Consider the following 23,081-nt stretch of genomic DNA (forward strand, 5'->3'; position numbering starts at 1 on the left):
CTTAAGACCAAAGGGCATTTTAGTCATACGGTGAATGGGAAGTTGGATGTGAAGGCTGGGGAGCATATTAAGGAAGTGACAAAAGTTTACACCATAGATGCAGGAGATAGATTTGTAGCTAAAAGTGCTGGTGGAACTGTCATTATAGATGGCGGGGGGATTACCTTGAAAGGGAATGTGACTATCAAAGGGAATGTGAGTATTACTGGTGGGAGTCCTGAGGCTGTAGAGTCTATTGATTTAGTTATCAATGAAGGGCTACCTATATGTAAAGTGTGTGAAGATTGGAAAAAATAATGTTGAAACTTTATGATAATGTAAACTTATATGTTTTTTTACACTCTTCAAGAGAAAAAAGCTTATATTACGATATGGACAGTTTATCTACAGAATATGAAGTTTTAGTAAATGAACAAGAGGAACTTTTAATTAAAGAGTCATTACCTTATCTCATAAAAGTAGATTTAAACGATGAAGTATTGATGAAGCTTTTTGACAATGAACTCCTTATGCAAGATGCTTTTTTCATAAAAAGTACAGAAAACATTGCTACGTTAGCAGATAGGTTTAAAGTATTATTTAAACTAAAAAATGAAACAGATGAGGAGTATTATTTTACTTTTTATGTAGCTTCTATTTTTAAAATGTTTTTACAGTATTTAAAAATACATAAACCCCCAATGATTCATGCACTGTTAGAAAACATAGATATGATATATTTACCTAAATACACAAAAGATAAAGAAGCAAGACTTATCTGTTATATGTGTAATAATACAGAAGGGTTTTTGGAAGGTATAAGTTCTAAAAATGAAAACAACAGTACAGAACTTATATACGATAAAACAATGAGAGATTACTTTTCAAGCTACAGAACACATGAATTTATGATAGATATTTATGATGAACTCAAAATAAACTACCCCACAAGTCCTAAAGCTACAGAGGATAGAGGAGAAGTTGTACGATGGTTTTATGAAATCATTAAAGAAGCTATAGGATATGGGGTGACAGAAGAGGACTCTGTGGCTAATTTACTAAAAGCAAGTTGGTTGCTCAATCAGTCTGTTATTTCTTTAAATGATAAGACTAAACTTTATTTATCAAATGATGAGCTTTCAGCTTATCATAAATCTAAAGATCTTTTAGATCAAACCTTAAAAGCTTATGAAAGGGGTCAAAATGCCTGATGTTGGACAAGTTGAGTTACCATGTACAAAAAAAGAGTTAATCATAGTGGTAGGGGCAGAAGACCATTATAGTGGCAAATATGCCGCACCACACAGATTAATGTTTATGGCCCAAGCTGTAAGACAAGTAAAAATGACACATGCAAGATATGATAAAGTAAGTGTATTTTGGTTTCAAGGAGCAGAGAGAGTAATAAGTAATAAATGTTCTCAAATAAGTGGGAAAATAGAGATAGATAGTGATTGTTATGGAAAATACACTCCAAAACAAGTTAAAGCTTTTGAAATAGCTCTTAAACAATATGTACCTGAAAATAAACTACTTATCAAAGAAGCTAAAAGCTTTGATGATGTTGCGGCTCAAGCAAATAAAAAAACTGTGTTTGTAGATGGAAAAACATGTAAGAAAAAAGTAAGAGATATGTATTTCTTTGGGCATGGCACACCTGATGTAGGATTTTGGCTTAGTAATGGAACTGGTCATTATTTAGGTTTAAAAAATAATGTCTATAAGATACACTCCGAATCATTTTACAAATTATCCACTCAAAAAGCACAAGTGTTTTTTTACTCTTGTCAAACAGGAAATAAAGATAAACTATACAAAGATACAAGCATGAATTATAATGAGTATATTCAAAAACTAAAAGATGAAAGTAGTGCTCAATTTATAGCCAATAAATGGAGAGTCACAGTAAAGGCTTCTATGAGAAGAACAAATTATGGGCCTACCTGGAAAACAGGTTTTTCTGGTTACTGGGATGAATATACAGGAAATAGAACCATGATAGATGGAAAAGTATGGGAAGAAAATGGTGCAGATGCACCAATGGTATCTGGGGATTTATCATGGCAGGATGATTATGGTTATGATGATGAAACTACACCTTCGGTACCAAAAGGATATTTTGATTATGTTCCAAAATAAATTTAGATATATTATATTAGTAAGTATCGTTTTTTTTATAGGATGGTTTGGTTATAAAATAGAGCAAGGACACTCTATAAATAGTATAATAGACAGTGCAAACGAGATAAACTCTTTCTGCCCAAAAGAGAATGAAAAGATTGATGTATCGTATGGCTTAAAAGTGCATTATTTTACAGAAGATGAACTTAGAGATTTTAAAATTTGCTCAAAAAAATCATTAGCCCAAACACACACTGTTCGTACCATTTTGACTTATTCAAAAGAATTTGATGATAGACCCAAATGGACTATTTTTAAAGATTTAGTATCGGGTAGATATAGAATGTATTTTGATCTGAGTATTGATAAAAATAATTCAATACAGCCAGAATATTGTTTTTACGATGCAGGAATTTTTCAAGATAATATGCTTTTAAAAGATGTTCCTTATGGCTCTATAGGAGAAATTTATTTTTTAAAATACGATAAAGATAAGAAGCAATACTATGGAAAAAAAATTGGTAGAAGTTTAGATATGGGAGGCATGTTTAAAGATGCTCCTCGTCATAAATTAATACTTCCTCCTCAAACAGTACCTAGAAGGAAGAGTGGCAGATGCCTAGATGTAAATTTCTATATACAACCTATACATTGAAGATAAGTGAGTAAATCATGAGTACGAATATAAAAATTACTATTATTGTTATTTTATTAATTGGAATTATTTTTCTGTTTTGGCTAAAGTGGGATACTATCATAGGCAAAAAAACAACACCTATTTCACCAGTTAACTCACAATCTATACAGAATATACCTCTAATACCTATTCCTAATAAATATAACCAAAATGATGAAAGATGGTCGAATGATTTACTAGGAAATACAAAAGAAAGTTTAGGAAATATAGGCTGTTTAGTGAGTTCTGTTGCTATGAATCTATCATACTATAATATAAATATTGACCCTAAAAAACTTAACCAAAAACTAAAGGAACTAGATGGGTATACAAATAGTGGATGGCTAATTTGGGGAAAACTAGAGGATGTGACTGAAAATAAAATAAAAATAAAATTTCCTGAGTTGACACATAAGTCTATAGATGAATTATTATTAACTAAAACACCAGTTTTAGCTAAAATATTTATAGATAAAAGAATACCTCATTGGGTATTGATAGTGGGTAAAAAAGAGGGGGAATATCTTATCTATGATCCTTTAAAATCTGATACTATAACAAACCTTTCTACTTATGATAGTTTAATCTATAGTATACGAACTTTGACAATGTCATAAATAATAAATAGGGATAAACTAGATAAAAATCTTCAAAGGAACTAACACATGTCAATCCTAGAACAAAAATACTCCTTTGAAAGAGCACAAAAAGACTACAAGCTTCATGCCCTGCATGACTCTGCCATTAACATAGACCATGACCAGAGTGAAACAGTAGGACATGATGAGTCTTTCTCTGTAGGCAATGACAGAACAAAAAGCATAGGATATTTTGTTTCGTAAAGTGAAGCAGTAAAAGCCAGATCAGCAATGACGGTTGTATGTAAGTTAGATGGGATCATATAACTATTAAGAAGGAGTGTATAGTAATATTTTAACCGTCATTGCATCGATGCAACCCGGCTATCTTTTGAAAAGACCCGTAGCTTTCTGCCCTATCCTCACGAATAGTTTAGCATGAGAATGGTAGCATAAGTTATATTAAATATTTGTTGAACAAAAACAAAAAAGATCAAAGTTCTGTAATGATCTCTTTTTCGCCCAGTAAAAGTTCCAGGTCAACATCATCTCCATACGTCTTAAAAAGTTGACAGATCCTGTCAAGCTGTATGTCTGAACGCTCCAAATAGGGGTTGTTGTCTATGAACTGCCAGAACGGTTCGGGGTTTTGGCAGAGTTGCTTGAGGTAGTACCTTGTGAGTTTGCCCATATTTTCTTCGGTATCTCTTAGAAGTTTTGTTCTTTCTATGACAAAAGGTGTCCTCATTCCATAGTAGTCAACAGCATTACCTATTTGTTTAAAGTTCACATTTTGTCTTTTAAGAATGCGATCTAGAGAAAACTCCATAATTGAAAAAATTGTTGAATACTGATATAAAAAAAAGTTTATTCTAGTTGTTACCATAAGTGCTATAGAAAGATATGTTCTTAACTGTATCAAAGAAAAATTCTTATGATTTGTCAGATTTCTGGATAATGCAAAACGTGATATTTCACATATTGGAAAAGTTTGTTTAAAATTTTTTATTTGTTTAGAATGGCTATATTTTTCCATAGGCATTATTTGTTTTTCTGTTTTTCTATTAAGAAAAAAAACTCTTGCTGTACCTATAAATTGTTTTGTTTTTTTATCTTCTAAAAGGTATATAAAAGATTGTATATCTTCATCATTAAAAAGAAAATTCTCTTCATCTTTAATGGTTGAAAAATTTTTATACTTAGGTAATAGAACATTTTTACGGACTTCTTTTACAGAATAAAAATCTTCTTTTGTTGTTGCTAGTTTTAGAGTATACTCCTGTGTTAAAAGATTAAAGATTTTTTCTGATTGCATGTTAACTCTCTATACTTTAAAGTATGGTTATTGTATTAAATAGATGATTAAGCTATGCTGTGACATTTTTTGACATTTTTATATTATACTTATGGTATTATTAATAATGGGGATCAACTAATGCACTTTTTTTCAAATATTCTAAAACTTTTTTTCTTGTTTACTATAACTACATATCTTTATGCAAGTGATGTGGAAAGACTTCTTAATGATTTTAATCATAAAAATAATCTCAGTCAAAAGACCATTGATGAAAATAAAGGACATTTGGTGCTTTTTACCAGAGAAAAACTGGAAAAGATGCATGCCAAAACACTCAAAGATATTTTTAAGACAACGCCTGTTGTATATTATCATGAAAACAGATATACACTTCCAGATCCTCTAAGTAGTGGAGCATTTGAACCCTATAGAAGCAATTATATACGTTTGTATATAGATGGAGTAGAGATTACCCAGGGATGGATGGGAAGCGGTGTTATGCTCTATGGGGATGTAAACATCGATTTTGTAGACCACATAGAATTTTATTATATGATCCCTTCATTTGAAACTTCAGTAGAACCTGCCTATTTGACTATATTCCTTTACTCTAAAGACCCTAAAAGAGACAGTGGAGGAAAACTGAGTCTTATAGGAGGCAGTAGAGGGTATAACAGTCAAAGTATTAACTTTGGTGAGCAAAAAGATGAACTTTCGTATATGGTGAACTTTTCTCATACGAACAGTAAGCGGGAAAAGATAGAGAATGGAACATCCAAACCGCTATCGCGTGATTTTGAACGGACACAGCTTTTCTCTTATGTAAAAACAGAAGATCAGATCTTTCATTTACAGGTAATGAAAAAAGAGACAGACAGTCTTGCCGGAATGAGTTTAGATGCCACCCCCCTGATTTCTGAGATAGATTATCTCAATATGCATCTGGATTACGGCATTGATTTTTCTAAACACTGGCGGGCACAGTTTGCTTATGATTGGCTAAAGACAGATACAAGACAGGAAGATGATCTTCCTTTGGTGTATGCAGGTAATTTTATGGGTAATCGTTTTAATGCAACATCCAAAAACAGTACCTACAGTGGAGAACTTACCTACAAAGAGAAAATAGGGGATCATCGTATTACAGCAGGAATTAAAGGACGAATGAAAGAACTTGATTCTTTTTCAGTGGAAGGGTACGGTGCACTTCCTTTATTTTTCAACAGAGAAAGTATACTCTCTGCTTTTTTTCAGGATCAATATGCGCTTAGTAAAGCTGAACTGCTTACTTTAGGGGTAGAGTACAGTAAAGTATACAGAAATTCAAACATAGAGGAAGATGATCTTTTGCAGTTACGTTTGGGGTATATTTATACCTCTGAACATTGGAGCTACAAAACCTACCTTTACCGTACAATGTTTACATTGGATCCTTTTTCAAGATATCTTGATATTCAAAATTTTGCACATGTTCCTGCGCAAACAACCCTTGGAATAACGCAGGAAGTTGCCTACAGTACTGAAAACAGCCGGTTTAGACTCCTGTTGCTTTTAATGCAGGATGAGGATGGATTGGTACAGAATAGCGCTTCAGGAGAAACAAAATATTTCTTTACGATCTTAAATTATGATTATGACTTTGATATGAACAATAAAATGAACCTTCAGCTTTACTATGCACGTTATGAAGATATTTTTGATCTTGATAAACTTGAAGATACCAGCGGATATCTCAGTTTTACGAACAGCTATGAGAAGTTGGATTTTTACAATGGTGTAGTGTGGCACCAAAACAGTATCAATCATAAAAACTACTTTGATCTGACCAGTTCGGTTTCCTGGAATGTCAATGAGAATCTGACGCTCACACTCAAAGGACAGAACCTTTTGGACAAAGCAAAAAAGACCAGCATGTTCAGGGTAGACCCTACGACAGGCAATATGATGACACCGTTGGAAATATCACCGATAGACAGACGTATCACTCTTGAGTTGGAGTATCTTTTTTGAGAAAAATTTTAATTCTACTCATCCTCTTCTATGGGCATTTATATGCGCTTGACAGAGATAGTACACTTAAAATTTACCATAAACTCTTTTTTTCCCTTTCTCCAAAAGCTGAGATCTCAGTGTATGTGAAAGATAATGAATATCGAAAGATCTTCCTAACTTCCAAAAGACTGCATCTTGTCGAAGACCCTAAAGAAGCAGATATCGTATTGATCACCAATGAAAAAACTCTGGATCAAGTGCTTGCTCAAGAAAAGATTTCTAAGACAGATAAAAAAACTATTCTGTTTGTTACAGATTATCATCTATTGGCTAGATATAACGAAGTTGTCGGTGCCTTTTACTGGAGAAAAGGAAGATCCCAACTGCTCTTTGTGAAGAGCAGACTCGACAAATACCATATTTCACTGCCTGATGAATATCAGAGATTTATAGTAGATGTATTATGAAACAGCAGTATCTGAACCGGTTTATATTTTTTGTGATGGCACTGTTGGTTGTCTTTGCGGTATATTTGCAGTATATGATCACGGAAAGTACAAACAGGCTTAAAAATGAAGAGGTTAAAAAATCAGAGCAGTATGCTCAGAAAATAGCAAACTATCTTCAGTCTAAAATACCCACAGATGATATAGAAGCGGCACTTGTCAAAAACCCGAAACTTCGACAGGAACTAAATGTTGTGCTGCAGACATTTCTTACAAAACAGTATCGATATATTTTCTTGCTTAAAAAGGATACACAAGGACATTACCGTTTTTTACTTGATGGCTCAAAAGAGGATCCCGAAGCATTCAACGCGATCTTTTTCCCTAAAAGTGATCTTTTTGAAAAAGTATGTAAAAGTCATAAAATGCAGATTGTCAAACAGCACGAAGGGGTAAAAAAGATTTGGCTGTCGTTGGTCTATCCTGTTGTAAAGGATAACCATACAGAAGCATTGCTTGTACTTGATCTTTCCGAGTCTTACGGAAAATATCTCAACACAGTGAATTCGCCGCTCATGCATGTGGTTGAAATGATGCAGATCTTTCTGTTTGGAAGTTTGTTTTTGTTGGCATTCATTGTTTACCGGTATAATAAATTCCGTAAAAGTATTTTGGTAGACAGATTAACAGGTGCCTATACAAAACTTTATCTTGAAGAGTTTTTTAACAGACATAAAGTAGACCGCTATGATGCTGTTTTACTGGATATAGATGAGTTTAAACAAATCAATACAAAATACGGATACCGTTCCGGTGATCATATTTTAAAAGAATTTGTAGAAACCATTTGTGATGTTGTATCCCCCTTGAAAGCAAAAGTGATACGTACCAGTGGTGCAGAGTTTTTCATTGTTCTTCCTAAAGATAAAATTGAGATCGAGACAGTATCCAGGAAACTATTTGAAACCCTCAAAGAAAAGAGATATCTTATAGGTAATGAAGTAGCATCATTAAGTGTTTCCATGAGTGCAATAGAGATCCCTGATGAAACAGCATCCATACAAAATATTGTAAGACTGCTGGATGAAAAGCTTTTAGAAATAAAAAGTAAAGGCAAGAACAGTTTAGGTATTTTGGGACTTAGGCATTTGAATGAAATTCAATATGGTAATATGGATTATATCAAAGAAGCACTGGAAGAAGAGAGATTGTTGTGCCTTTATCAGCCTATCTTTCATACAGAAAAGAAAGAGATCGTTAAGTATGAGGCACTTGTACGTCTTATAGATAAAGACGATCCTGAGAAACTTATCAGTCCCTACCATTTTATGAAAGTGATCAAAGGCACAAGCCAATATATCAAGATGAGTAAGTTAGTACTGAAAGAGGTGTTTCATACTCTCCAGATCTATCCTGATATAGAGTTGTCTGTCAATCTGGATCTTGATGATCTCTATAACAATGATATGATGACCCTGATCAGGGAAAATCTGTATGATCATAGAGAGATCGCGAACAGGTTGACATTTGAAATTTTGGAAGAGAAAGAGATCTATGATTATGACAAGGTAAGTCTGATCTTTCAACAGTTAAAAGCACACGGCTCAAAGATCGCTATTGATGATTTTGGAAGCGGATATGCCAACTACAGTTACCTGATACAGTTGGATATAGATATTCTCAAGATAGACGGAAGTCTGATCCGTGAATTGGGAACAGAACCTGTACGTACAAAAATCGTTCTTGCATCCATTCAGGAGATCGCTACTACATTTAACTATGAATTAGTTGCAGAGTTTGTATCATCCAAAGAGATTTATGAAGCGATGAGAGAATTGGGTATAGAATATTCACAGGGATTCTATTTGGGAGAACCAAAGCCTATTGAAGAATATAGACATTAACATTATTTGGCTATAATAATCTCCTTTTAAAATGAAGGAAATAAATATGAATATATTTGATGATGATGACGCATTTGTGGGAACACCGAAGTCCAACTATTTCAGTATTGCCAAAACAGCGAACCAGAATATTGTAGAGATGGAACTTGAGAAAATGTTCAGACGTTTTGCTGTAGCTGAAAAGATGCTTGAAGAGAAAGGGCTTGAAGAAGAACATGAACGGTTGATCTCAAGCAGTGTTGTAGACAGTGAGATAGATGATAGAGTGAACTCTTTGTTCATTGAACTTGTAGGTAACATTGTTACTCAGTGTGAATAGTTAGGAAAAAACCAGTGTTAAGTGCCGTAGAAAGAAAAATAGAACAATTCATTGCTGATTTGAACGATAAAGAAGTAACAAAGCTTTACAGTAAGTTACCACAGGGGAAAAGACTGCGTGCAAAGCTTATTTTTAAGATCGCGGGAGGTAGTCTGTCCGTTGTAAAAACAGCTGCGATCGTTGAGATGATCCATGCTGCAAGTCTTTTGCATGATGATGTCATAGACGATGCCTATACGCGCAGAAACAAACCCTCTCTCAATGCACTTTATGGGAACAAAACAGCCATTATGCTTGGAGATGTTCTCTATTCCAAAGGCTTTTTTGAACTGAATGATATCAGTTCTGAAGTAGCAAAGACAGTTTCCAATGCCGTTGTGCAGCTTAGCCTTGGTGAGCTTAAAGATGTTTCTCTCTCCAAAACATTTAATCTGGATAAAGAAGTTTATCTTGAGATGATCTACCAGAAAACTGCTTCACTCATGGAAGCAGCTGCCGGAGCGGCGGCTGTGCTTGCAGGTAAAGACAAAAAAGTCTACATGACCTATGGTAGAAATTTGGGAATAGCCTTTCAGATGATCGATGATATTTTAGATATTACAATGGACACTGAAACATTGGGTAAACCGGCTTTGCATGATTTTGAAGAGGGTAAAACAACACTGCCTTATATTTATCTTTATGAAATGCTCTCTGCAGAAGAGAAGAAGAAACTTCATTCTCTGCACAGAAAACGTCTGTCCAAAGAGGAAGCACAATGGATCAAAGCCAAAATGCAGGAGCATCAGGTGATCCAAAAGAGTTATCTGGAAGCTAGAGAATTGGTGGAAGAAGCCATAGAGCTTATGAATGAGTGTGGGGAAGAAGCATTAAGCACGATCGCCATGCAAATGATAGAGAGGGATTTTTAATGTATTATCAGGTGATCAGTTTTTCGCATAAAAATTGTGATCAGGCGATGAGAGAGAAATTGGCATTCCCTCATGATGAGGAGAAAAAAGTCTTTCTCGATCAACTGGTCGGATTTGAGTTCGTACATGAAGCATTTGTCATTTCAACCTGTAACCGTGTAGACATAGTTCTTGCTACCCGTGATAATTTTTCATCTTATCATGCCGTGCTTGGACTCATAAGCCAAAAAAGCAATTTGAATTTTTATGAGATAAAATCTACGGCAAAACGCCATGATGATGAAGAGGCTGTAGCACATCTCTTTTCTGTGGTATCGTCTTTGGATTCTCTGGTCATCGGTGAATCACAGATCACAGGGCAGGTGAAGGATGCATTTAGATTTTCCCATTTAAACGGCACAGCAGGTAAAAAACTCAATCGACTGCTCTCCTATGCAGTGAAATGTGCTGCTGAGGTGCGTAATGCTACCAATATTTCCCAAAATCCTATTTCTATTGCTTCAGTTGCCGTAGCACAGGCACATAAGCTTTTGGGAGACCATATTCAAGGAATGAAAGGTATCGTTGTTGGTGCTGGTGATATGGGGGTACTTGCAGCCAAACATCTGCTTCGTGTGGGCTGTGATGTGGTACTTGTCGGACGTGATCTTGAAAAGGTACAGGCTGTAGCAGATGAATTGGGTGAAAATGTCAAAGCCGATACCATGGAAAATCTGGCAAAATATATTAACCGTTATCGTCTGCTTTTTTCAGCGACCTCTTCCAAAGAGCCTGTGATCACAAAAGAACTTATAGAAAATGAGACACTTCCCAGACACTGGTTCGATATGGCGATCCCTAGAGATATTGAAGATATGGATTTGGAGAAACTGGAACTTTTTCGTATTGATGACCTTAGAACAATTTCCAATGATAACCATGCCTTGCGTGAAGAACAGGCAGTCAGAGCAGCTGAGATCGTCAGTAAGTATAAAGAAGAATTTTATGCATGGCTTAGAGCACTCTCTATTGAGCCTGTGATCAAGCAGATGCGGGAACACGTTGATGAGGCTATAGACAAAGAGATATATAGAGCCTTAAAGAAAGGGTTTGTGCCGGTTGAATATGAGGACAATATGCGTAAAATGGCAGAGCAGATGTTCAAACGTTTTCTGCATGATCCTACACAAAACCTGCGTCACTCTTCCACAGAAAAGAAAAATGCAAATTGCATCGAAGCAGTCAAAAGAATGTTTAATATTGATACAGAAGATATGGATATGAGACAGTATAAAGCAGATCATCATACAAAAGGATACAGCGCGTGAGATTTTCAAGACTATTGGTACCAACGACAAAAGAGACTCCCAACGATGCGACTTTGGCAAGCCATATTTACCTGATACGCGGAGGATTCATCCAGTCTGTAGGGGGAAGCGGACTTTACAACTTTTTGCCGTTGGGTAAAAAAGTGTTAGATAAAGTAAGAGCAGTGGTAAAAGAGGAGTTAGACAAAGCAGGCTGCCAGGAGGTCAGCCTATCTTTTGTTACTCCATCATCGCTCTGGGAAGAGAGCGGACGCTATGAGAAGTACGGTAAAGAGTTGCTGCGTTTTAAAGACAGGAAAAATAATGAATTCGTGCTTGGCCCGACTCATGAAGAGATGATGGTCAATCTCGTAAGACAAACGGTCAAAAGCTATAAACAGCTACCGCTCAATCTTTATCAGATCAACCTCAAATTCCGTGATGAGATCAGACCGCGTTTCGGGTTGATGCGCGGACGTGAATTCCTTATGAAAGACGGATACAGTTTTCATACATCTTCTGAAGATATGAAACGTGAATTTGATCTTATGGAAAAGACCTACAAGAAGATCTTTACCCGTCTTGGTCTTGAGTTCAGAGTAGTTGAAGCCGATTCCGGTGCCATAGGCGGCAGCGGCAGTAAAGAGTTCATGGTGTTGGCAGACAGTGGTGAAGACACCATTGTGGTATGTGAAGGTTGCGACTATGGTGCCAATATAGAAGCAGCTGTAGCAAAACCAAAATCCTGTGATACCGACACAGAAATTAAAGTTGTTACTATGAAAGCACTTTATGATGAAGGTAAAACAAAATATATTGGTTATATGCTGCCGGCTGATATTGAACTTCAGGATGTGAAAGCATGTAATGCTGTGGGTGCAAATGATCTGGTGGAATGTGAAGAGCAGGAGACGGTTTCTATGATGGTGATCGATGAAACACTTAAATCTTTACAAAGTGGTAACGAACTAGGTGCCCAGGAAGTATATTATGCAGATATTTCATCTGTAAGTGAAGGTGACAGTTGTGCCGTATGTGGCGGTATTTTGCGTTACACCAAAGGCATAGAGGCAGGACATATCTTCCAGCTCGGCACACAGTATTCAGAGCCTTTGGGATGTACTTTTTTGGATGAGAATGGCAAAGCGCAACCTATGGTTATGGGAACCTATGGTATAGGAGTAAGTCGTCTGCTTGCTGCGATCATTGAACAGAATCATGATGACAAAGGGTGTATATGGACAAAAGAGTCAGCACCGTTTGATCTTCATATCATTATCTCAAATATCAAAGATGAAGCACAGCTTGCTTTGGGTGAAACACTCTATGAAGCGATGCAGAAAAAAGGTGTGGATGTACTGCTTGATGACAGAAAAGACCGTTTTGGTGCGAAGATGAAAGATTATGAGCTTGTTGGTGTGCCTCATGCAGTGGTCATAGGGAAAAAACTCTCTGATGGTTTGGTTGAGTTTATTACCCGAGACGGATTGATCAAAGAAGAGATCTCTTTTAATGAGATCCTGACTCTGTTAACAGAAAGGTTTTAATCCATGTTCATGGCTATCCCTTTTTTCTTTTTAGAGTTGTACCTTTCTCTAAAAACGGGAGAGACCATAGGTTTTTTCTGGTCTGTAGTATGGATAGTAATGAGTGCAATACTGGGTGTAACACTTTTAAAACATTCTCCTGTGGCTGTGATGGGAAATATGAAGGCAATGCAAAAGGGAAAACTGAACATTAAAAAGTTTCAGGACGCGAGTATGTCTTACTTTGTTGGCAGTATTTTGTTGATCATCCCGGGGGTTTTGAGTGATATTCTTGGGCTACTTGCTTTGTCTTACACTTTTTATTTACAATTTATTGCTAAAATAACACCCGAACAAACAAATTTTAATCAAAACAAAGGAGATGACAATGTCATTGATGTCGAAATTATTGATGAGCACAGTGATCGTATCGATCACACTTAGTGCAAACAGTGTACCGGATAATAAACTACTTCTAAAGTATGTAAAAAGAGCTATAGTAAAAAATCCGCAAGTAACAGTAAAAGGGGTAACACTCCTGGAATCAAAGACAAATAAGAATTTACCGGGCTGGACTATACTGTTAACAACGATGGATCTGGAATATCAAAAGAAAGAACTTCATGTACCGGAAATGATGTTCGTCAAAGACGGACTGATCACCGGACATTTGGTTAATTTGAAAACAGGAAATGATTATAGAAACGAGATCAAACCGACAGTCCCGGACAGTTATTATAATGATGCACATCTCTTGTTTGGAAATAAGAATGCAGCACATAAAGTACTTATTTTCTCAGATCCGCAATGTCCATTCTGTAAAGAGACAGTACCGGGTATTTTTAAGGCAGCAAAAGAGAATCCGACGAAGTTAGCTATTTATTATTATCATCTGCCACTTTTAAGAATTCACCCTGTCTCCGGTGTGTTGACACGTGTGATGCATGTGGCACAAAACCAAGGTAAACTGGATGTCGTAGAAAAAATGTATACGTTAAAGATCAATCCAAGAGAGACCAATGCCACAAAAATACTTGATGCAGTGAAGAAACATACAGGTTACACTGTTACCAAGGCACAGATCGATGCCAAAGAGGTAAAAGATGCACTCAAATCAGATGAAGATGCTGCTGCAAAAATGATGGTAAGCGGTACCCCAACGATCTATATAGACGGAGAGTGGGATAAAATGAGAGACGGATATAAGAAACTCATTAAATAAGAGGAAAAATTTTTGGAAAAACTGATCATAGCGACGCGGGCAAGTGCTTTGGCACTTTGGCAGGCATATCATATTAAAGAGAGAATTGAAACATCATTTCCGGGAGTGACTGTTGAGCTCAATGAGATCACTTCCCGAGGTGACAAGATATTGGATAAACCTTTGGCACTTATAGGCGGTAAGGGGCACTTTACCAAGGAGCTTGAAGATGAAATGCTTGAGGGTAATGCACATTTGGCAGTCCATTCACTTAAAGATGTGCCTACCTATATTCCTGCGGGGCTTGAACTCTGTGCCATTACGACACGCCAAGACCAGAGTGATATACTGCTTTCACATACCTATAAAAGCTTAGAGGAACTCCCTCAGGGAGCAACGGTCGGTACAACCAGTCTGCGTCGTCGTATGCAGTTGCTGGAGCGTCGTCCTGACCTTAAAGTCAAAGAACTCAGAGGCAATGTCAATACACGTCTTAGAAAGCTCAAAGAAGGGCAGTACGATGCTATCATTCTTGCCTACATTGGACTGCATAGATTGGATCTGCTTAAGGACATTCCTTATGTAGAGAAACTTGATTTTTTCATTCCTCCTATGGGACAGGCTGCACTGGGTATTGAGATCGTAGCAGACAATGACAGAGTACGTGAAATAGCGATGAGCTTAAATGATGAAAATACTTTTACCTGTACTAAAGTAGAGCGTGATTTCGTCTCTGTCATCGGTGCAGGATGTTCTGCTCCTGTGGCAGTCAATGCTACTATAGAGAGTGAAGCACAAACGATCACAGTAAAAGGAATGCTCGGCTATCCTGATGGTACCCACATTCTTCATAAAACTCTTACTGTAGCCCTGCATGAGAGTGATATTCTTGGCGATCAGCTTGCTCAAGCGATGATAGAAGAGGGTGCACTTGATATTCTTGAACAGGCAGAGAAAATTGCTTTTAAAGATGAAATGCCTCAGAGACTGTAGTCTCTTCAATACTCCAGGATGGGTTTGTAACCCGTCCAATAATCCTTTTTGTCTTTTTAGCCTTCCTGATCTATCAGGTATACAACCAAACAGCCACTTTTTGCTATAATCTTTTCAGTTTGAAAAGAAGGGTATGCAATGCAAGACGTTATACAATGGCTAAAAGATAACGGTAATTTAAAAATCATCAATGAACCGCTGGATGTGGAACTTGAAATTCCCCATGTTGCCTATATAGAGGTAAAAAAAGAGGATTCCCGTCCTATACTCTTTACCAAACCCATTCATAAAGCAAAAGGCATAGAATACGATATGCCTGTACTTATGAATATCTTTGCCAATAAAGAGATCACCCAAAAGATCTTTGGAAAGCATCCTGATGATGTGGCTCAGGGGATAGATGAGTTGCTTAAACTCAAACCGCCAAAAGGTTTAAAAGCAAAGTTGATGATGCTTCCTAAACTTTTTTCTTTAAAAAATGTTTTTCCAAAACGTCTAAAGTTTAGTGGAGAGTGTCAGGAAGTGGTCATACCTAAGGCAGAAGTAGATCTGGACAGACTTCCAATTCTAAAAACATGGGAAGAAGATGGTGGACCGTTCATTACCATGGGGCAGGTCTATACTCAAAGTCTTGATGGACAAATGCAGAATCTCGGGATGTACAGACTGCAACAGTATGATAAAAATAGACTTGGTATGCACTGGCAGATCCATAAAGATGCTTCACATTTTTTCGACCAGTATCAAAAAGCAGGAAAAAAAATGCCTGTAACGGTTGCCATTGGAGGTGATCCACTGTATATTTGGTGTGGACAGGCACCGATGCCTTACGGGATGTTTGAAATGTTATTGTACGGTTTTGTGCGCAATAAAAATGCACAGCTTGTGAAATCGTTGACCAATGATATTTATATACCCAGAGATGTGGACATTGTCATAGAAGGATTTGTAGATCCTGAACTTACAGAGATAGAAGGACCTTTTGGTGACCATACGGGCTACTACACTCTAAAAGAGCCGTTTCCTGTCATGGAAGTAGAGACTATTACTATGAAAAAAGAGCCTGTCTTTGCAGCGACTGTGGTAGGAAAACCGCCACTGGAAGATAAATATATGGGCTGGGCAACCGAGAGAGTTTTTTTACCGATGCTTAAACCTATGGCACCTGACCTTATAGACTACAATATGCCTGAAAACGGTGTGTTTCATAATCTTATCTTAGCCAAGATGAAAACACTCTACAAAGGACATGCGCAGCAGTTCATGCATGCCTTTTGGGGTGTGGGGCAGATGAGTTTTGTCAAACATGCGATCTTTGTGGGCGAAAACGCACCGGAACTTGAAGAGAGTGAGATGCTTACAGAGCATATACTCAATAGACTGGATAAAAATAAAATACTCATCACGCAAGGTATAGTGGATCATCTTGATCACTCTTCATCTGAACAGTTCGTTGGCGGGAAGCTGGGTGTAGATGCAACCGGCAATGAAATAGAAGAGGGTGTAGAAGCGTTACTCAGTGACAGCGAACTGCTTGAAAAAATGCAGCGTATTGACAGTCATGTTTTAGAAGTAAAGCAATATATGACTCAGACAAAAACACCGATATGCGTCATTGCTGTAGATAAGCAAACATCTATGAAAATGCTTATTGTAAAACTGAATAAACTCCAAAAACATATAGGAATGCTTGTTATTATAGACAAAACCAATAACGACATCAACGATCCTTATATGCTTATCTGGAGAGTAGTGAATAATATAGATGCCGGGAGGGATGTAATGTTGGAGCCGTTCATCAGTATAGATGCGACCAATAAAAATGCATACGATGGCTATACAAGAGAGTGGCCTGGTGATACCTTCTGTACGAAGTCTGTACTGGATGACCTTCAGAAAAAAGGGATTATAGACATTGATGAGAATTTTGTTAAGAAGTTTGGGTTGTTGCCGTTTTAATAAGCATTTTATCTCCTTTTAAAGTTATTACGATAAAATTCCTTTGTAAATAAAAATTATTATTTAAAGGAAAAATATGTTAGTAACTAAAAAAGCTCCGGATTTTACAGCAACAGCTGTATTGGCAGATGGTCAGATCGTTGAGGATTTCAATCTTATGGATAACCTTGGTGAAAAAGGTGCAGTACTTTTTTTCTATCCGTTGGACTTTACATTTGTATGTCCGTCAGAGATCATTGCATTCTCTCATAGAGTAGAAGAATTTTCCAAAAGAGGGATCAATGTGATTGGTGTCTCTGTAGACAGCCAATTCTCACACTTTGCATGGAGAGAGACTCCGGTAGAAAAAGGTGGGATCGGAAGAATCAACTTCCCATTGGTTGCTGACCTTTCCAAACAAATTGCAAGAGATTATGATGTATTGCTTGATGAAGCTGTAGCATTAAGAGGTTCATTCCTTATTGATGCAGACGGTACTATTAGACATGCGGTTATCAATGATCTTCCACTTGGTAGAAATGAAGATGAGATGCTGAGAATGGTAGATGCGATGCTTTTTACAAATGAGTATGGTGAAGTATGTCCTGCAGGTTGGGTCAAAGGTGATGAAGGTATGAAAGCTGACACCGAAGGTGTTGCAGAATATCTTGGTAAGCACGCAGATGAACTGTAAGTAAAATAGACTTTCTCAGGCTTATGCCTGAGAAATAAATCGATATGCCAGCTCCGCATTTCAACTTCTTCCTCCCTTTTATAATTTGAGGTGCGGAGCTGACATATCGATTTTATAGAGGAAAGGATAAAAATGACCGATTATGCAACTCTTTTAAAAGAGAGTGGACTTAAAGCAACATTTCAACGTATGAATATCTTGGAAGTTATTGAAAAAAGCGGACATATGTCTGTAGAAGAGATCTACAAAGAAGTGGCAAGAGTGCATCCGTCTCTCTCTTTGGCAACAATCTATAAAAATATTATTTTAATGATGAGTAAGGGAGTTTTGGTTGAAGTACCAATTGCTGGTAAAAAATCAAAATATGAACTTGCAAAAGTAGATCATATGCATCTTATTTGTACTGAGTGTGGAGAAGTGGAAGACAGATCTTGTCTAGAGAGTACCGATAAAATACTTCATGATCTGAGTGAGCAGGAACATTTTAAACTGAGTAAGAGACAGATCAATCTTTATGGTGTTTGCGAGAAGTGTCAGGTTCAGGAAGCATCTTAAGCTGAAAGATTCTCTTGTTACTATTTTCTACTTAAATAGTGCAGAACCTACTCTAACCAAATTAGATCCACATTTGATAGCCAGCTGATAATCTCCGCTCATACCCATAGAGCAGATGGTGGCTCCCTCTTTTTCTAATTTTTCATAGATCTTGTGTGTTGCCTCAAAGCTTTCTTGGATCAGTTTTGTATCTTCGCTGTGCGCACCAATGGTCATGACTCCTTTGAGCGTGATATTTTGGCAATTCTCTTTTATCTCCTGATAGATATCCAAAGCTTCTTCTGATAATACCCCAGATTTACTTTCTTCTTTTGCAGCGTTGATCTGAAGCAGACAGTTCATGGTGGCATTTTTAGCTTCAAGTTTTTTGTTAAGCTCCTGTGCTAATGCTATACTGTCAAGAGACTGCATAAGTGTAGGTCTTAGATCAATGAGATTATTGATCTTGTTTTTTTGTAAAGTACCTATCATATGCCATTGAAGTGGTAATGCTTCGAGAATATGCATACGCTCTTTAAGTTGTTGTATCTGGTTTTCACCAAAGGCTCTTTGTCCCAGTTCATAAAGTGTGGCAATGTTCTCTATTTGGGTATATTTCCCTACTGCAACAAGTTGTACAATGTGGTGTTCACTCACAGAGATACGTGCCTCTTCAATGTTCCAGATGACTTCATCCAAATTTGCTCTTAAATGTTCTTTATCTAATAGTGCCATTAGTGTGTCCCCCATATTCTGTTTATATCATTATACAATCCTAGCATCATAAGTCCAAGCAGCAGTGCCCAGCCAACCATTGTCATATAATACATGGCATTCTGACTTGGTGCTTTTCCTCTAAGTATTTCATAAAGGTTAAACATAATGTGGCCGCCATCGAGTGCAGGAATAGGAAGCAGGTTCAGTACTCCGAGATTGACAGAGATAAGTGCGGTAAAGAAAAAGAGTGAAAGTATTCCTGCACTGCTTGCTTTGGCAGTCACATCCATGATGGTAATGATGCCGCCGACCTTATCAGCTCCTACGACACCGGTAAGGAGTTTTTGTACACTTTTAAAAATGAGTGTACTTGCTTTTATAGTTTCTTCCCAGGCATAGCCAAATCCTTCGAGCATGCCATAATGTACCGTTGTCTGTTTTGCCATAGGACTGATCCCGATGATACGCCGAGTGATCTTTTCTCCAAAAAGATTTTTGTCATCAATCACTTTGGGTTGCAGTGTCAGCTCCATAAGTTTGTGTTTTCGTTCCAAAACTACATTAAGTGGACCCTGTGTTTCATTGATCCTTTTACCTATCTCTTCCCAATAAAGGATCTTCTTTCCGTTTATCTGTATGATCCTGTCTTCTTTTTGCAAACCTGCTTTAAGTGCAGGTGTTTCTTTGCCTACCGTACCGACATATGCAAGCAGTTTGGGGACACCTATGTAGGAGATGGCAAGATAGAGCAGGAATGCCATCAAAAAGTTGGCAAAAGGACCCGCAAGAAGAATGATAATACGCTGCCAGGGTTTTTTTGTGTTGTAGCTGTCCTCATCATAGCTGACAGCTGTAGGGTCGCTGTCATCCTGCCCCTTCATCTTAACATAACCACCAAGCGGGATGGCAGAGAGACTCCATTCGGTCTTTCCTATCTTCTTTGTCCAGAGACGTTTACCAAAGCCTATACTGAATACATCAACCTGCACACCAAAAAATCTGGCTGCAGTAAAGTGTCCCAGCTCATGAAAAAAGATCAATACCGATAAAACCAAAAGCGCAATTAAAATGCCCATAGAATTCCTAAATAATTTTTAACAGATTATATCCAAGTGACTTAAAATGTTGATGTAGATTAATCATTTGTTAAAGATTTTTGATAAAATAGAAGGATAGTGCTCAGAAAAAATGATTGAGAAAGGGTGAAGATGAAAGATGTTGCTGAAATAACAGAAGATACGCAAAAAGAGATGCTAGATGAAGTAGAAGGGATCAGTACGGATATAGAAGAAACAGCCAAAGAGCTTGAATCTATAGAAGAGGTATTGCCCAAAGAGGTAAAAAAGCTTAAAAAGCATGAGATAGCCAAAGAGATGGTAGTCAAAGCTAAAGGCATAGTCAAAGAAGCTGAAGAGCAGATGGATGCCTGTAAACTTTTGCTTGCAGATGACCTTAAAGCCTATGAGGAAGCCAAACATCTATTGCAAGAGGGTGGAATGGATGCAAGTGAAGCTTTGCTAACACAGTTGGGGTATGTTGCAAACAGTGAAGAGGATGAAAATAAAGAGGAGGAGAATATTGTTTTTGAAACAAAAGATGAAGTTGAACCTATTGCACTTCGTGATGTTTCAAGTGGAAAATTTACCGGTTTTCTCTATGCCTTGCTTGGTGGAGCTACTACATTTGCAGGACTTGTCTATCTTGCGACCAATAAGCTGAATATGACATTAGATGTTACAAAAATGCCTTCAAATGAGACACTTCAGCGTATCTTTGGCTGGTTCGGTACACAGGTTGGACGTCCCGATGATGCTGTTAACGGTGGATTGATAGTCGGTATAGTAGTTTTGGCAGTGATGGCACTTATCTATTTTATCCGTGTGGGTCTGAAAGGGAACAAGAACTTGCATTTTGCAACCAAACAGCTTGAAGATGCACAGACCTACACCACGCATAAAGGAAACTGCAAAGAGGAAATGGACAAGGTAGATGCCCATATCCATGATGCTATAGAGACTTTAAAAACGTATCAGGTTCTTTTTAATGAGCAAAAAGGAAAATTAGAGAGGATCTTGCATTTTGAAGGAGGTGCGGAAGAGCCGAACTATCATGAGAAATCACTCTTAGAGATGAAAGATACTCAGGATCTTTTGGATGCTGTTAAAAGTTTTATGGCACTGCCTATGTCAGAAGAGGGTAAACTCTCCGGTAAAAGTACGCTCTTCCTGCACCGTGCCAAAAGCAGGATGCAGAAGATGATCGAGAGATTTTACTAAATTTCTGTGACTTTGGGATTGTAAAGTAAAGAGTGTATCTCTATCAGTTACTAGATATAAAACAAATGAACTCTCTAGGTTATTCAGAGAGTTCAAATAGATACCCCACAAACACGACACTCATCCCCAGCAACGAAAAGAGCACAGCACTTTGTGCATCATAATGTTTCCAAATAACACCTGTTACCAAGGCTCCCAGTGCACCAAAGAGTGCTACACCGCCATAGAGTATGCCGTAAACTGTACCTTTGTTGTGTGCATACTCAGAGATGTAAGCACGCAGGGCATTGAGACTTCCTACGATGAACACTCCTAAAAATATAAAGCCAATGACAATAAAGTTGACATACAAGCTCACCGTAGCAAAAAGTCCAAAGAGTAAAGAAAGTGTAAAGATTTTTTTTGCACCTATTGCATCTATTTTCACACCTATAAAATAGCTTAATAATGTTTGGGTAAGGTTTAGCAATACTACAAGCAGAGGAATATATGTGGTAGCGATGCCTGCCTCTTTGGCTTTGATGAGAAAAAAGGAGTCATTAAACATAAAAAAGACAAATCCAAAATAGACAAAAAGTAGAGGAAGCAAGCCATAATCTTTTTTCAAGTCAAATGTTTTTGCTTTGCTTTTATAGGGAGCATCTTTGACGAAAAAGAGCACAATCACCACAGCAATAAGCCCAGGAATGAGGGTAAAGGCAAAGATATTTCTAAAAAGTATCTCACTCTCACCAAGGTAAAAGAGTAAAGCAAAGACGATGAGACTTCCTGTGAGTTCTCCTGCGATGTCCATGGTTTTGTGAAAGCCAAAGGTTTTGCCACTTTTTCCTACACTGTAGGCAGAGATGAGGGAGTCCTTGGTCGCAGAACGAACAGCTTTACCCACACGTTCAACCCCACGCAATGTCGCCACACTTTGCCATGAGCCACTCATATAAAGCAGAGGCTTTGTCACAGCAGAGATAAAATACCCTGTAACCACAAAAGGTTTAACAACCTGATATCTGTCACTCAAATACCCAAACAACACTCGAAACGCATAAGAGATAAACGTAGCAATCGCCACCACATACCCCAATTTAACTACACCCTCATGGAGTGTATAGACAATAAACAGAGGCAAGATAGAAGTGACCATGCTACTTGCCATGTCTGTAAAAAAGCTAACGAAGCCTAGAGCTATGATGTTTTTGTTTATCATGGATATCTTTTACTCTTTTTTTGTAACAGTATACAAAGTAAAGATGAAATGAGGATGAGAATGTTTAGGGTACTTTTAATAATAGCAAATTTTATTCCCTGCTGATAATATAACTCGCACCTAAGGTGTAGGGCATACTGATAAAAGCCACTGTTTGTAGAATGGGGATAAAAGTCGTTTCAAATGTCATAAAGAGAGAGCCAACCCCACCCATGGTTATGGCTCTCTAGGAGGGAAGGGGAAATGCATCCCCTCAGAATTATCTCTAAAATACACGTAAAGCTAAAGTTATTACGCTAAAATAAAACAAAAAACCAAACAATTTAAAAGGGACACAAATGAACCCGACACAGCTGCAAAAAATTAAAGCAAGATTACACCTCCTCAATGCAAAAAAGAACCCCTACGTTAATGACAATGCCTACTCCATTTACACCCTAAAAGGCACACACACCCTAGGCAAACCCTATGTCTATGAACTCTCCTTCGTAA

Annotated in this window: 24 protein-coding genes and 1 riboswitch; of the genes, 20 read left to right on the forward strand and 4 right to left on the reverse strand. The window is 37.4% G+C overall.

Annotated elements, in window-relative coordinates:
• The 6 genes from MVE01_RS04750 to MVE01_RS04775 all read left to right on the forward strand — a co-directional run.
• The coding region (locus MVE01_RS04750; protein WP_472561023.1) for a hypothetical protein at positions 1-297 on the forward strand (297 nt) is incomplete at its 5' end.
• Complete coding sequence (locus MVE01_RS04755) at positions 297-1,190, forward strand: DUF4123 domain-containing protein (protein ID WP_472561024.1); 894 nt, start codon at positions 297-299, stop codon at positions 1,188-1,190. The genes MVE01_RS04750 and MVE01_RS04755, both read left to right, overlap by 1 nt.
• The gene (locus MVE01_RS04760; RefSeq protein WP_472561025.1) at positions 1,183-2,118 is read left to right on the forward strand and encodes a hypothetical protein; all 936 of its coding nucleotides are present in this window, start codon (positions 1,183-1,185) and stop codon (positions 2,116-2,118) included. Before MVE01_RS04755 ends, MVE01_RS04760 begins: the two co-directional genes overlap by 8 nt.
• Positions 2,105-2,755 carry a hypothetical protein gene (locus tag MVE01_RS04765; protein WP_472561026.1) on the forward strand — a complete coding sequence of 217 codons (651 nt, stop codon included), beginning with the start codon at positions 2,105-2,107 and terminating at the stop codon, positions 2,753-2,755. The genes MVE01_RS04760 and MVE01_RS04765 overlap by 14 nt, the downstream gene beginning before the upstream one ends.
• 17 nt (positions 2,756-2,772) lie before the next feature.
• The gene (locus MVE01_RS04770) at positions 2,773-3,393 is read left to right on the forward strand and encodes a cysteine peptidase family C39 domain-containing protein (RefSeq protein ID WP_472561027.1); all 621 of its coding nucleotides are present in this window, start codon (positions 2,773-2,775) and stop codon (positions 3,391-3,393) included.
• A gap of 48 nt (positions 3,394-3,441) precedes the next feature.
• Positions 3,442-3,618 (forward strand): bacteriophage T4 gp5 trimerisation domain-containing protein, encoded by a 177-nt coding sequence (locus MVE01_RS04775; protein WP_472561028.1) that lies wholly within the window; start codon positions 3,442-3,444, stop codon positions 3,616-3,618.
• A gap of 107 nt (positions 3,619-3,725) precedes the next feature.
• Positions 3,726-3,802: riboswitch (cyclic di-GMP riboswitch) on the reverse strand.
• A 45-nt stretch (positions 3,803-3,847) separates the two neighbouring features.
• Here the strand turns inward: MVE01_RS04775 and MVE01_RS04780 are convergent.
• Positions 3,848-4,144 carry a hypothetical protein gene (locus MVE01_RS04780; protein ID WP_472561029.1) on the reverse strand — a complete coding sequence of 99 codons (297 nt, stop codon included), beginning with the start codon at positions 4,142-4,144 and terminating at the stop codon, positions 3,848-3,850.
• 717 nt (positions 4,145-4,861) lie between these two features.
• Here MVE01_RS04780 and MVE01_RS04785 point away from each other — a divergent pair.
• From MVE01_RS04785 to MVE01_RS04845, 13 genes are all read left to right on the forward strand, one after another.
• Positions 4,862-6,661, forward strand: a complete 1,800-nt coding sequence (locus tag MVE01_RS04785; protein ID WP_472561030.1) for a TonB-dependent receptor plug domain-containing protein — start codon at positions 4,862-4,864, stop codon at positions 6,659-6,661.
• Positions 6,658-7,110 carry a hypothetical protein gene (locus tag MVE01_RS04790; protein ID WP_472561031.1) on the forward strand — a complete coding sequence of 151 codons (453 nt, stop codon included), beginning with the start codon at positions 6,658-6,660 and terminating at the stop codon, positions 7,108-7,110. Before MVE01_RS04785 ends, MVE01_RS04790 begins: the two co-directional genes overlap by 4 nt.
• Positions 7,107-8,993 (forward strand): EAL domain-containing protein, encoded by a 1,887-nt coding sequence (locus MVE01_RS04795; protein ID WP_472561032.1) that lies wholly within the window; start codon positions 7,107-7,109, stop codon positions 8,991-8,993. The genes MVE01_RS04790 and MVE01_RS04795 overlap by 4 nt, the downstream gene beginning before the upstream one ends.
• 46 nt (positions 8,994-9,039) lie before the next feature.
• Positions 9,040-9,312: a DUF2018 family protein gene (locus MVE01_RS04800; RefSeq protein ID WP_472561033.1), complete on the forward strand. Its 273-nt coding sequence runs from the start codon at positions 9,040-9,042 to the stop codon at positions 9,310-9,312.
• Positions 9,313-9,326: 14 nt separating this feature from the next.
• Positions 9,327-10,223, forward strand: coding sequence for a polyprenyl synthetase family protein (locus MVE01_RS04805; protein WP_472561034.1), 897 nt, complete (start codon positions 9,327-9,329; stop codon positions 10,221-10,223).
• Positions 10,223-11,530 carry a glutamyl-tRNA reductase gene (gene hemA, locus MVE01_RS04810; protein ID WP_472561035.1) on the forward strand — a complete coding sequence of 436 codons (1,308 nt, stop codon included), beginning with the start codon at positions 10,223-10,225 and terminating at the stop codon, positions 11,528-11,530. The genes MVE01_RS04805 and hemA overlap by 1 nt, the downstream gene beginning before the upstream one ends.
• A complete protein-coding gene (gene proS / locus MVE01_RS04815) occupies positions 11,527-13,056 on the forward strand; it encodes a proline--tRNA ligase (protein ID WP_472561036.1) in 1,530 nt (509 codons plus the stop codon). Before hemA ends, proS begins: the two co-directional genes overlap by 4 nt.
• Before the next feature lie 3 nt (positions 13,057-13,059).
• Complete coding sequence (locus MVE01_RS04820; RefSeq protein ID WP_472561037.1) at positions 13,060-13,479, forward strand: FxsA family protein; 420 nt, start codon at positions 13,060-13,062, stop codon at positions 13,477-13,479.
• Positions 13,424-14,257: a DsbA family protein gene (locus MVE01_RS04825; protein ID WP_472561038.1), complete on the forward strand. Its 834-nt coding sequence runs from the start codon at positions 13,424-13,426 to the stop codon at positions 14,255-14,257. The genes MVE01_RS04820 and MVE01_RS04825 overlap by 56 nt, the downstream gene beginning before the upstream one ends.
• Before the next feature lie 12 nt (positions 14,258-14,269).
• A complete protein-coding gene (gene hemC, locus MVE01_RS04830; protein ID WP_472561039.1) occupies positions 14,270-15,229 on the forward strand; it encodes a hydroxymethylbilane synthase in 960 nt (319 codons plus the stop codon).
• A gap of 138 nt (positions 15,230-15,367) precedes the next feature.
• On the forward strand, positions 15,368-17,188 hold the full coding sequence (locus MVE01_RS04835) for a menaquinone biosynthesis decarboxylase (RefSeq protein WP_472561040.1): 1,821 nt from the start codon (positions 15,368-15,370) through the stop codon (positions 17,186-17,188).
• Between the two features lie 76 nt (positions 17,189-17,264).
• Positions 17,265-17,861, forward strand: coding sequence for a peroxiredoxin (locus tag MVE01_RS04840; RefSeq protein ID WP_472561041.1), 597 nt, complete (start codon positions 17,265-17,267; stop codon positions 17,859-17,861).
• A gap of 132 nt (positions 17,862-17,993) precedes the next feature.
• The gene (locus MVE01_RS04845) at positions 17,994-18,416 is read left to right on the forward strand and encodes a Fur family transcriptional regulator (RefSeq protein WP_472561042.1); all 423 of its coding nucleotides are present in this window, start codon (positions 17,994-17,996) and stop codon (positions 18,414-18,416) included.
• Positions 18,417-18,443: 27 nt separating this feature from the next.
• Here MVE01_RS04845 and MVE01_RS04850 read toward each other — a convergent pair whose 3' ends face one another.
• Together MVE01_RS04850 and rseP are read right to left on the reverse strand one after the other, a co-directional pair.
• The gene (locus tag MVE01_RS04850) at positions 18,444-19,130 is read right to left on the reverse strand and encodes a YggS family pyridoxal phosphate-dependent enzyme (RefSeq protein WP_472561043.1); all 687 of its coding nucleotides are present in this window, start codon (positions 19,128-19,130) and stop codon (positions 18,444-18,446) included.
• Complete coding sequence (gene rseP, locus MVE01_RS04855; RefSeq protein ID WP_472561044.1) at positions 19,130-20,188, reverse strand: RIP metalloprotease RseP; 1,059 nt, start codon at positions 20,186-20,188, stop codon at positions 19,130-19,132. The genes MVE01_RS04850 and rseP overlap by 1 nt, the downstream gene beginning before the upstream one ends.
• A gap of 132 nt (positions 20,189-20,320) precedes the next feature.
• On the opposite strand from rseP, the gene MVE01_RS04860 reads away from it, so the two are divergent.
• Positions 20,321-21,388, forward strand: coding sequence for a hypothetical protein (locus tag MVE01_RS04860; RefSeq protein WP_472561045.1), 1,068 nt, complete (start codon positions 20,321-20,323; stop codon positions 21,386-21,388).
• A gap of 79 nt (positions 21,389-21,467) precedes the next feature.
• Here MVE01_RS04860 and MVE01_RS04865 read toward each other — a convergent pair whose 3' ends face one another.
• Positions 21,468-22,589, reverse strand: a complete 1,122-nt coding sequence (locus tag MVE01_RS04865) for an MFS transporter (RefSeq protein ID WP_472561046.1) — start codon at positions 22,587-22,589, stop codon at positions 21,468-21,470.
• Between the last annotated feature and the right edge of the window lie 492 nt (positions 22,590-23,081).

It is taken from the genome of Sulfurovum sp. (assembly GCA_026990595.1).
Lineage (GTDB): Bacteria > Campylobacterota > Campylobacteria > Campylobacterales > Sulfurovaceae > Sulfurovum.

Bases quoted from the DNA above. Each gene is read 5' to 3' on its own strand.
- MVE01_RS04755 (WP_472561024.1), top strand. From the start codon at position 297: ATGTTGAAACTTTATGATAATGTAAACTTATATGTTTTTTTACACTCT.
- MVE01_RS04760 (WP_472561025.1), top strand. From the start codon at position 1,183: ATGCCTGATGTTGGACAAGTTGAGTTACCATGTACAAAAAAAGAGTTA.
- MVE01_RS04765 (WP_472561026.1), top strand. From the start codon at position 2,105: ATGTTCCAAAATAAATTTAGATATATTATATTAGTAAGTATCGTTTTT.
- MVE01_RS04770 (WP_472561027.1), top strand. From the start codon at position 2,773: ATGAGTACGAATATAAAAATTACTATTATTGTTATTTTATTAATTGGA.
- MVE01_RS04775 (WP_472561028.1), top strand. From the start codon at position 3,442: ATGTCAATCCTAGAACAAAAATACTCCTTTGAAAGAGCACAAAAAGAC.
- MVE01_RS04795 (WP_472561032.1), top strand. From the start codon at position 7,107: ATGAAACAGCAGTATCTGAACCGGTTTATATTTTTTGTGATGGCACTG.
- MVE01_RS04800 (WP_472561033.1), top strand. From the start codon at position 9,040: ATGAATATATTTGATGATGATGACGCATTTGTGGGAACACCGAAGTCC.
- hemA (WP_472561035.1), top strand. From the start codon at position 10,223: ATGTATTATCAGGTGATCAGTTTTTCGCATAAAAATTGTGATCAGGCG.
- MVE01_RS04820 (WP_472561037.1), top strand. From the start codon at position 13,060: ATGTTCATGGCTATCCCTTTTTTCTTTTTAGAGTTGTACCTTTCTCTA.
- MVE01_RS04825 (WP_472561038.1), top strand. From the start codon at position 13,424: ATGTCATTGATGTCGAAATTATTGATGAGCACAGTGATCGTATCGATC.
- MVE01_RS04835 (WP_472561040.1), top strand. From the start codon at position 15,368: ATGCAAGACGTTATACAATGGCTAAAAGATAACGGTAATTTAAAAATC.
- MVE01_RS04840 (WP_472561041.1), top strand. From the start codon at position 17,265: ATGTTAGTAACTAAAAAAGCTCCGGATTTTACAGCAACAGCTGTATTG.
- MVE01_RS04845 (WP_472561042.1), top strand. From the start codon at position 17,994: ATGACCGATTATGCAACTCTTTTAAAAGAGAGTGGACTTAAAGCAACA.
- MVE01_RS04850 (WP_472561043.1), bottom strand. From the start codon at position 19,130: ATGGCACTATTAGATAAAGAACATTTAAGAGCAAATTTGGATGAAGTC.
- rseP (WP_472561044.1), bottom strand. From the start codon at position 20,188: ATGGGCATTTTAATTGCGCTTTTGGTTTTATCGGTATTGATCTTTTTT.
- MVE01_RS04860 (WP_472561045.1), top strand. From the start codon at position 20,321: ATGAAAGATGTTGCTGAAATAACAGAAGATACGCAAAAAGAGATGCTA.
- MVE01_RS04865 (WP_472561046.1), bottom strand. From the start codon at position 22,589: ATGATAAACAAAAACATCATAGCTCTAGGCTTCGTTAGCTTTTTTACA.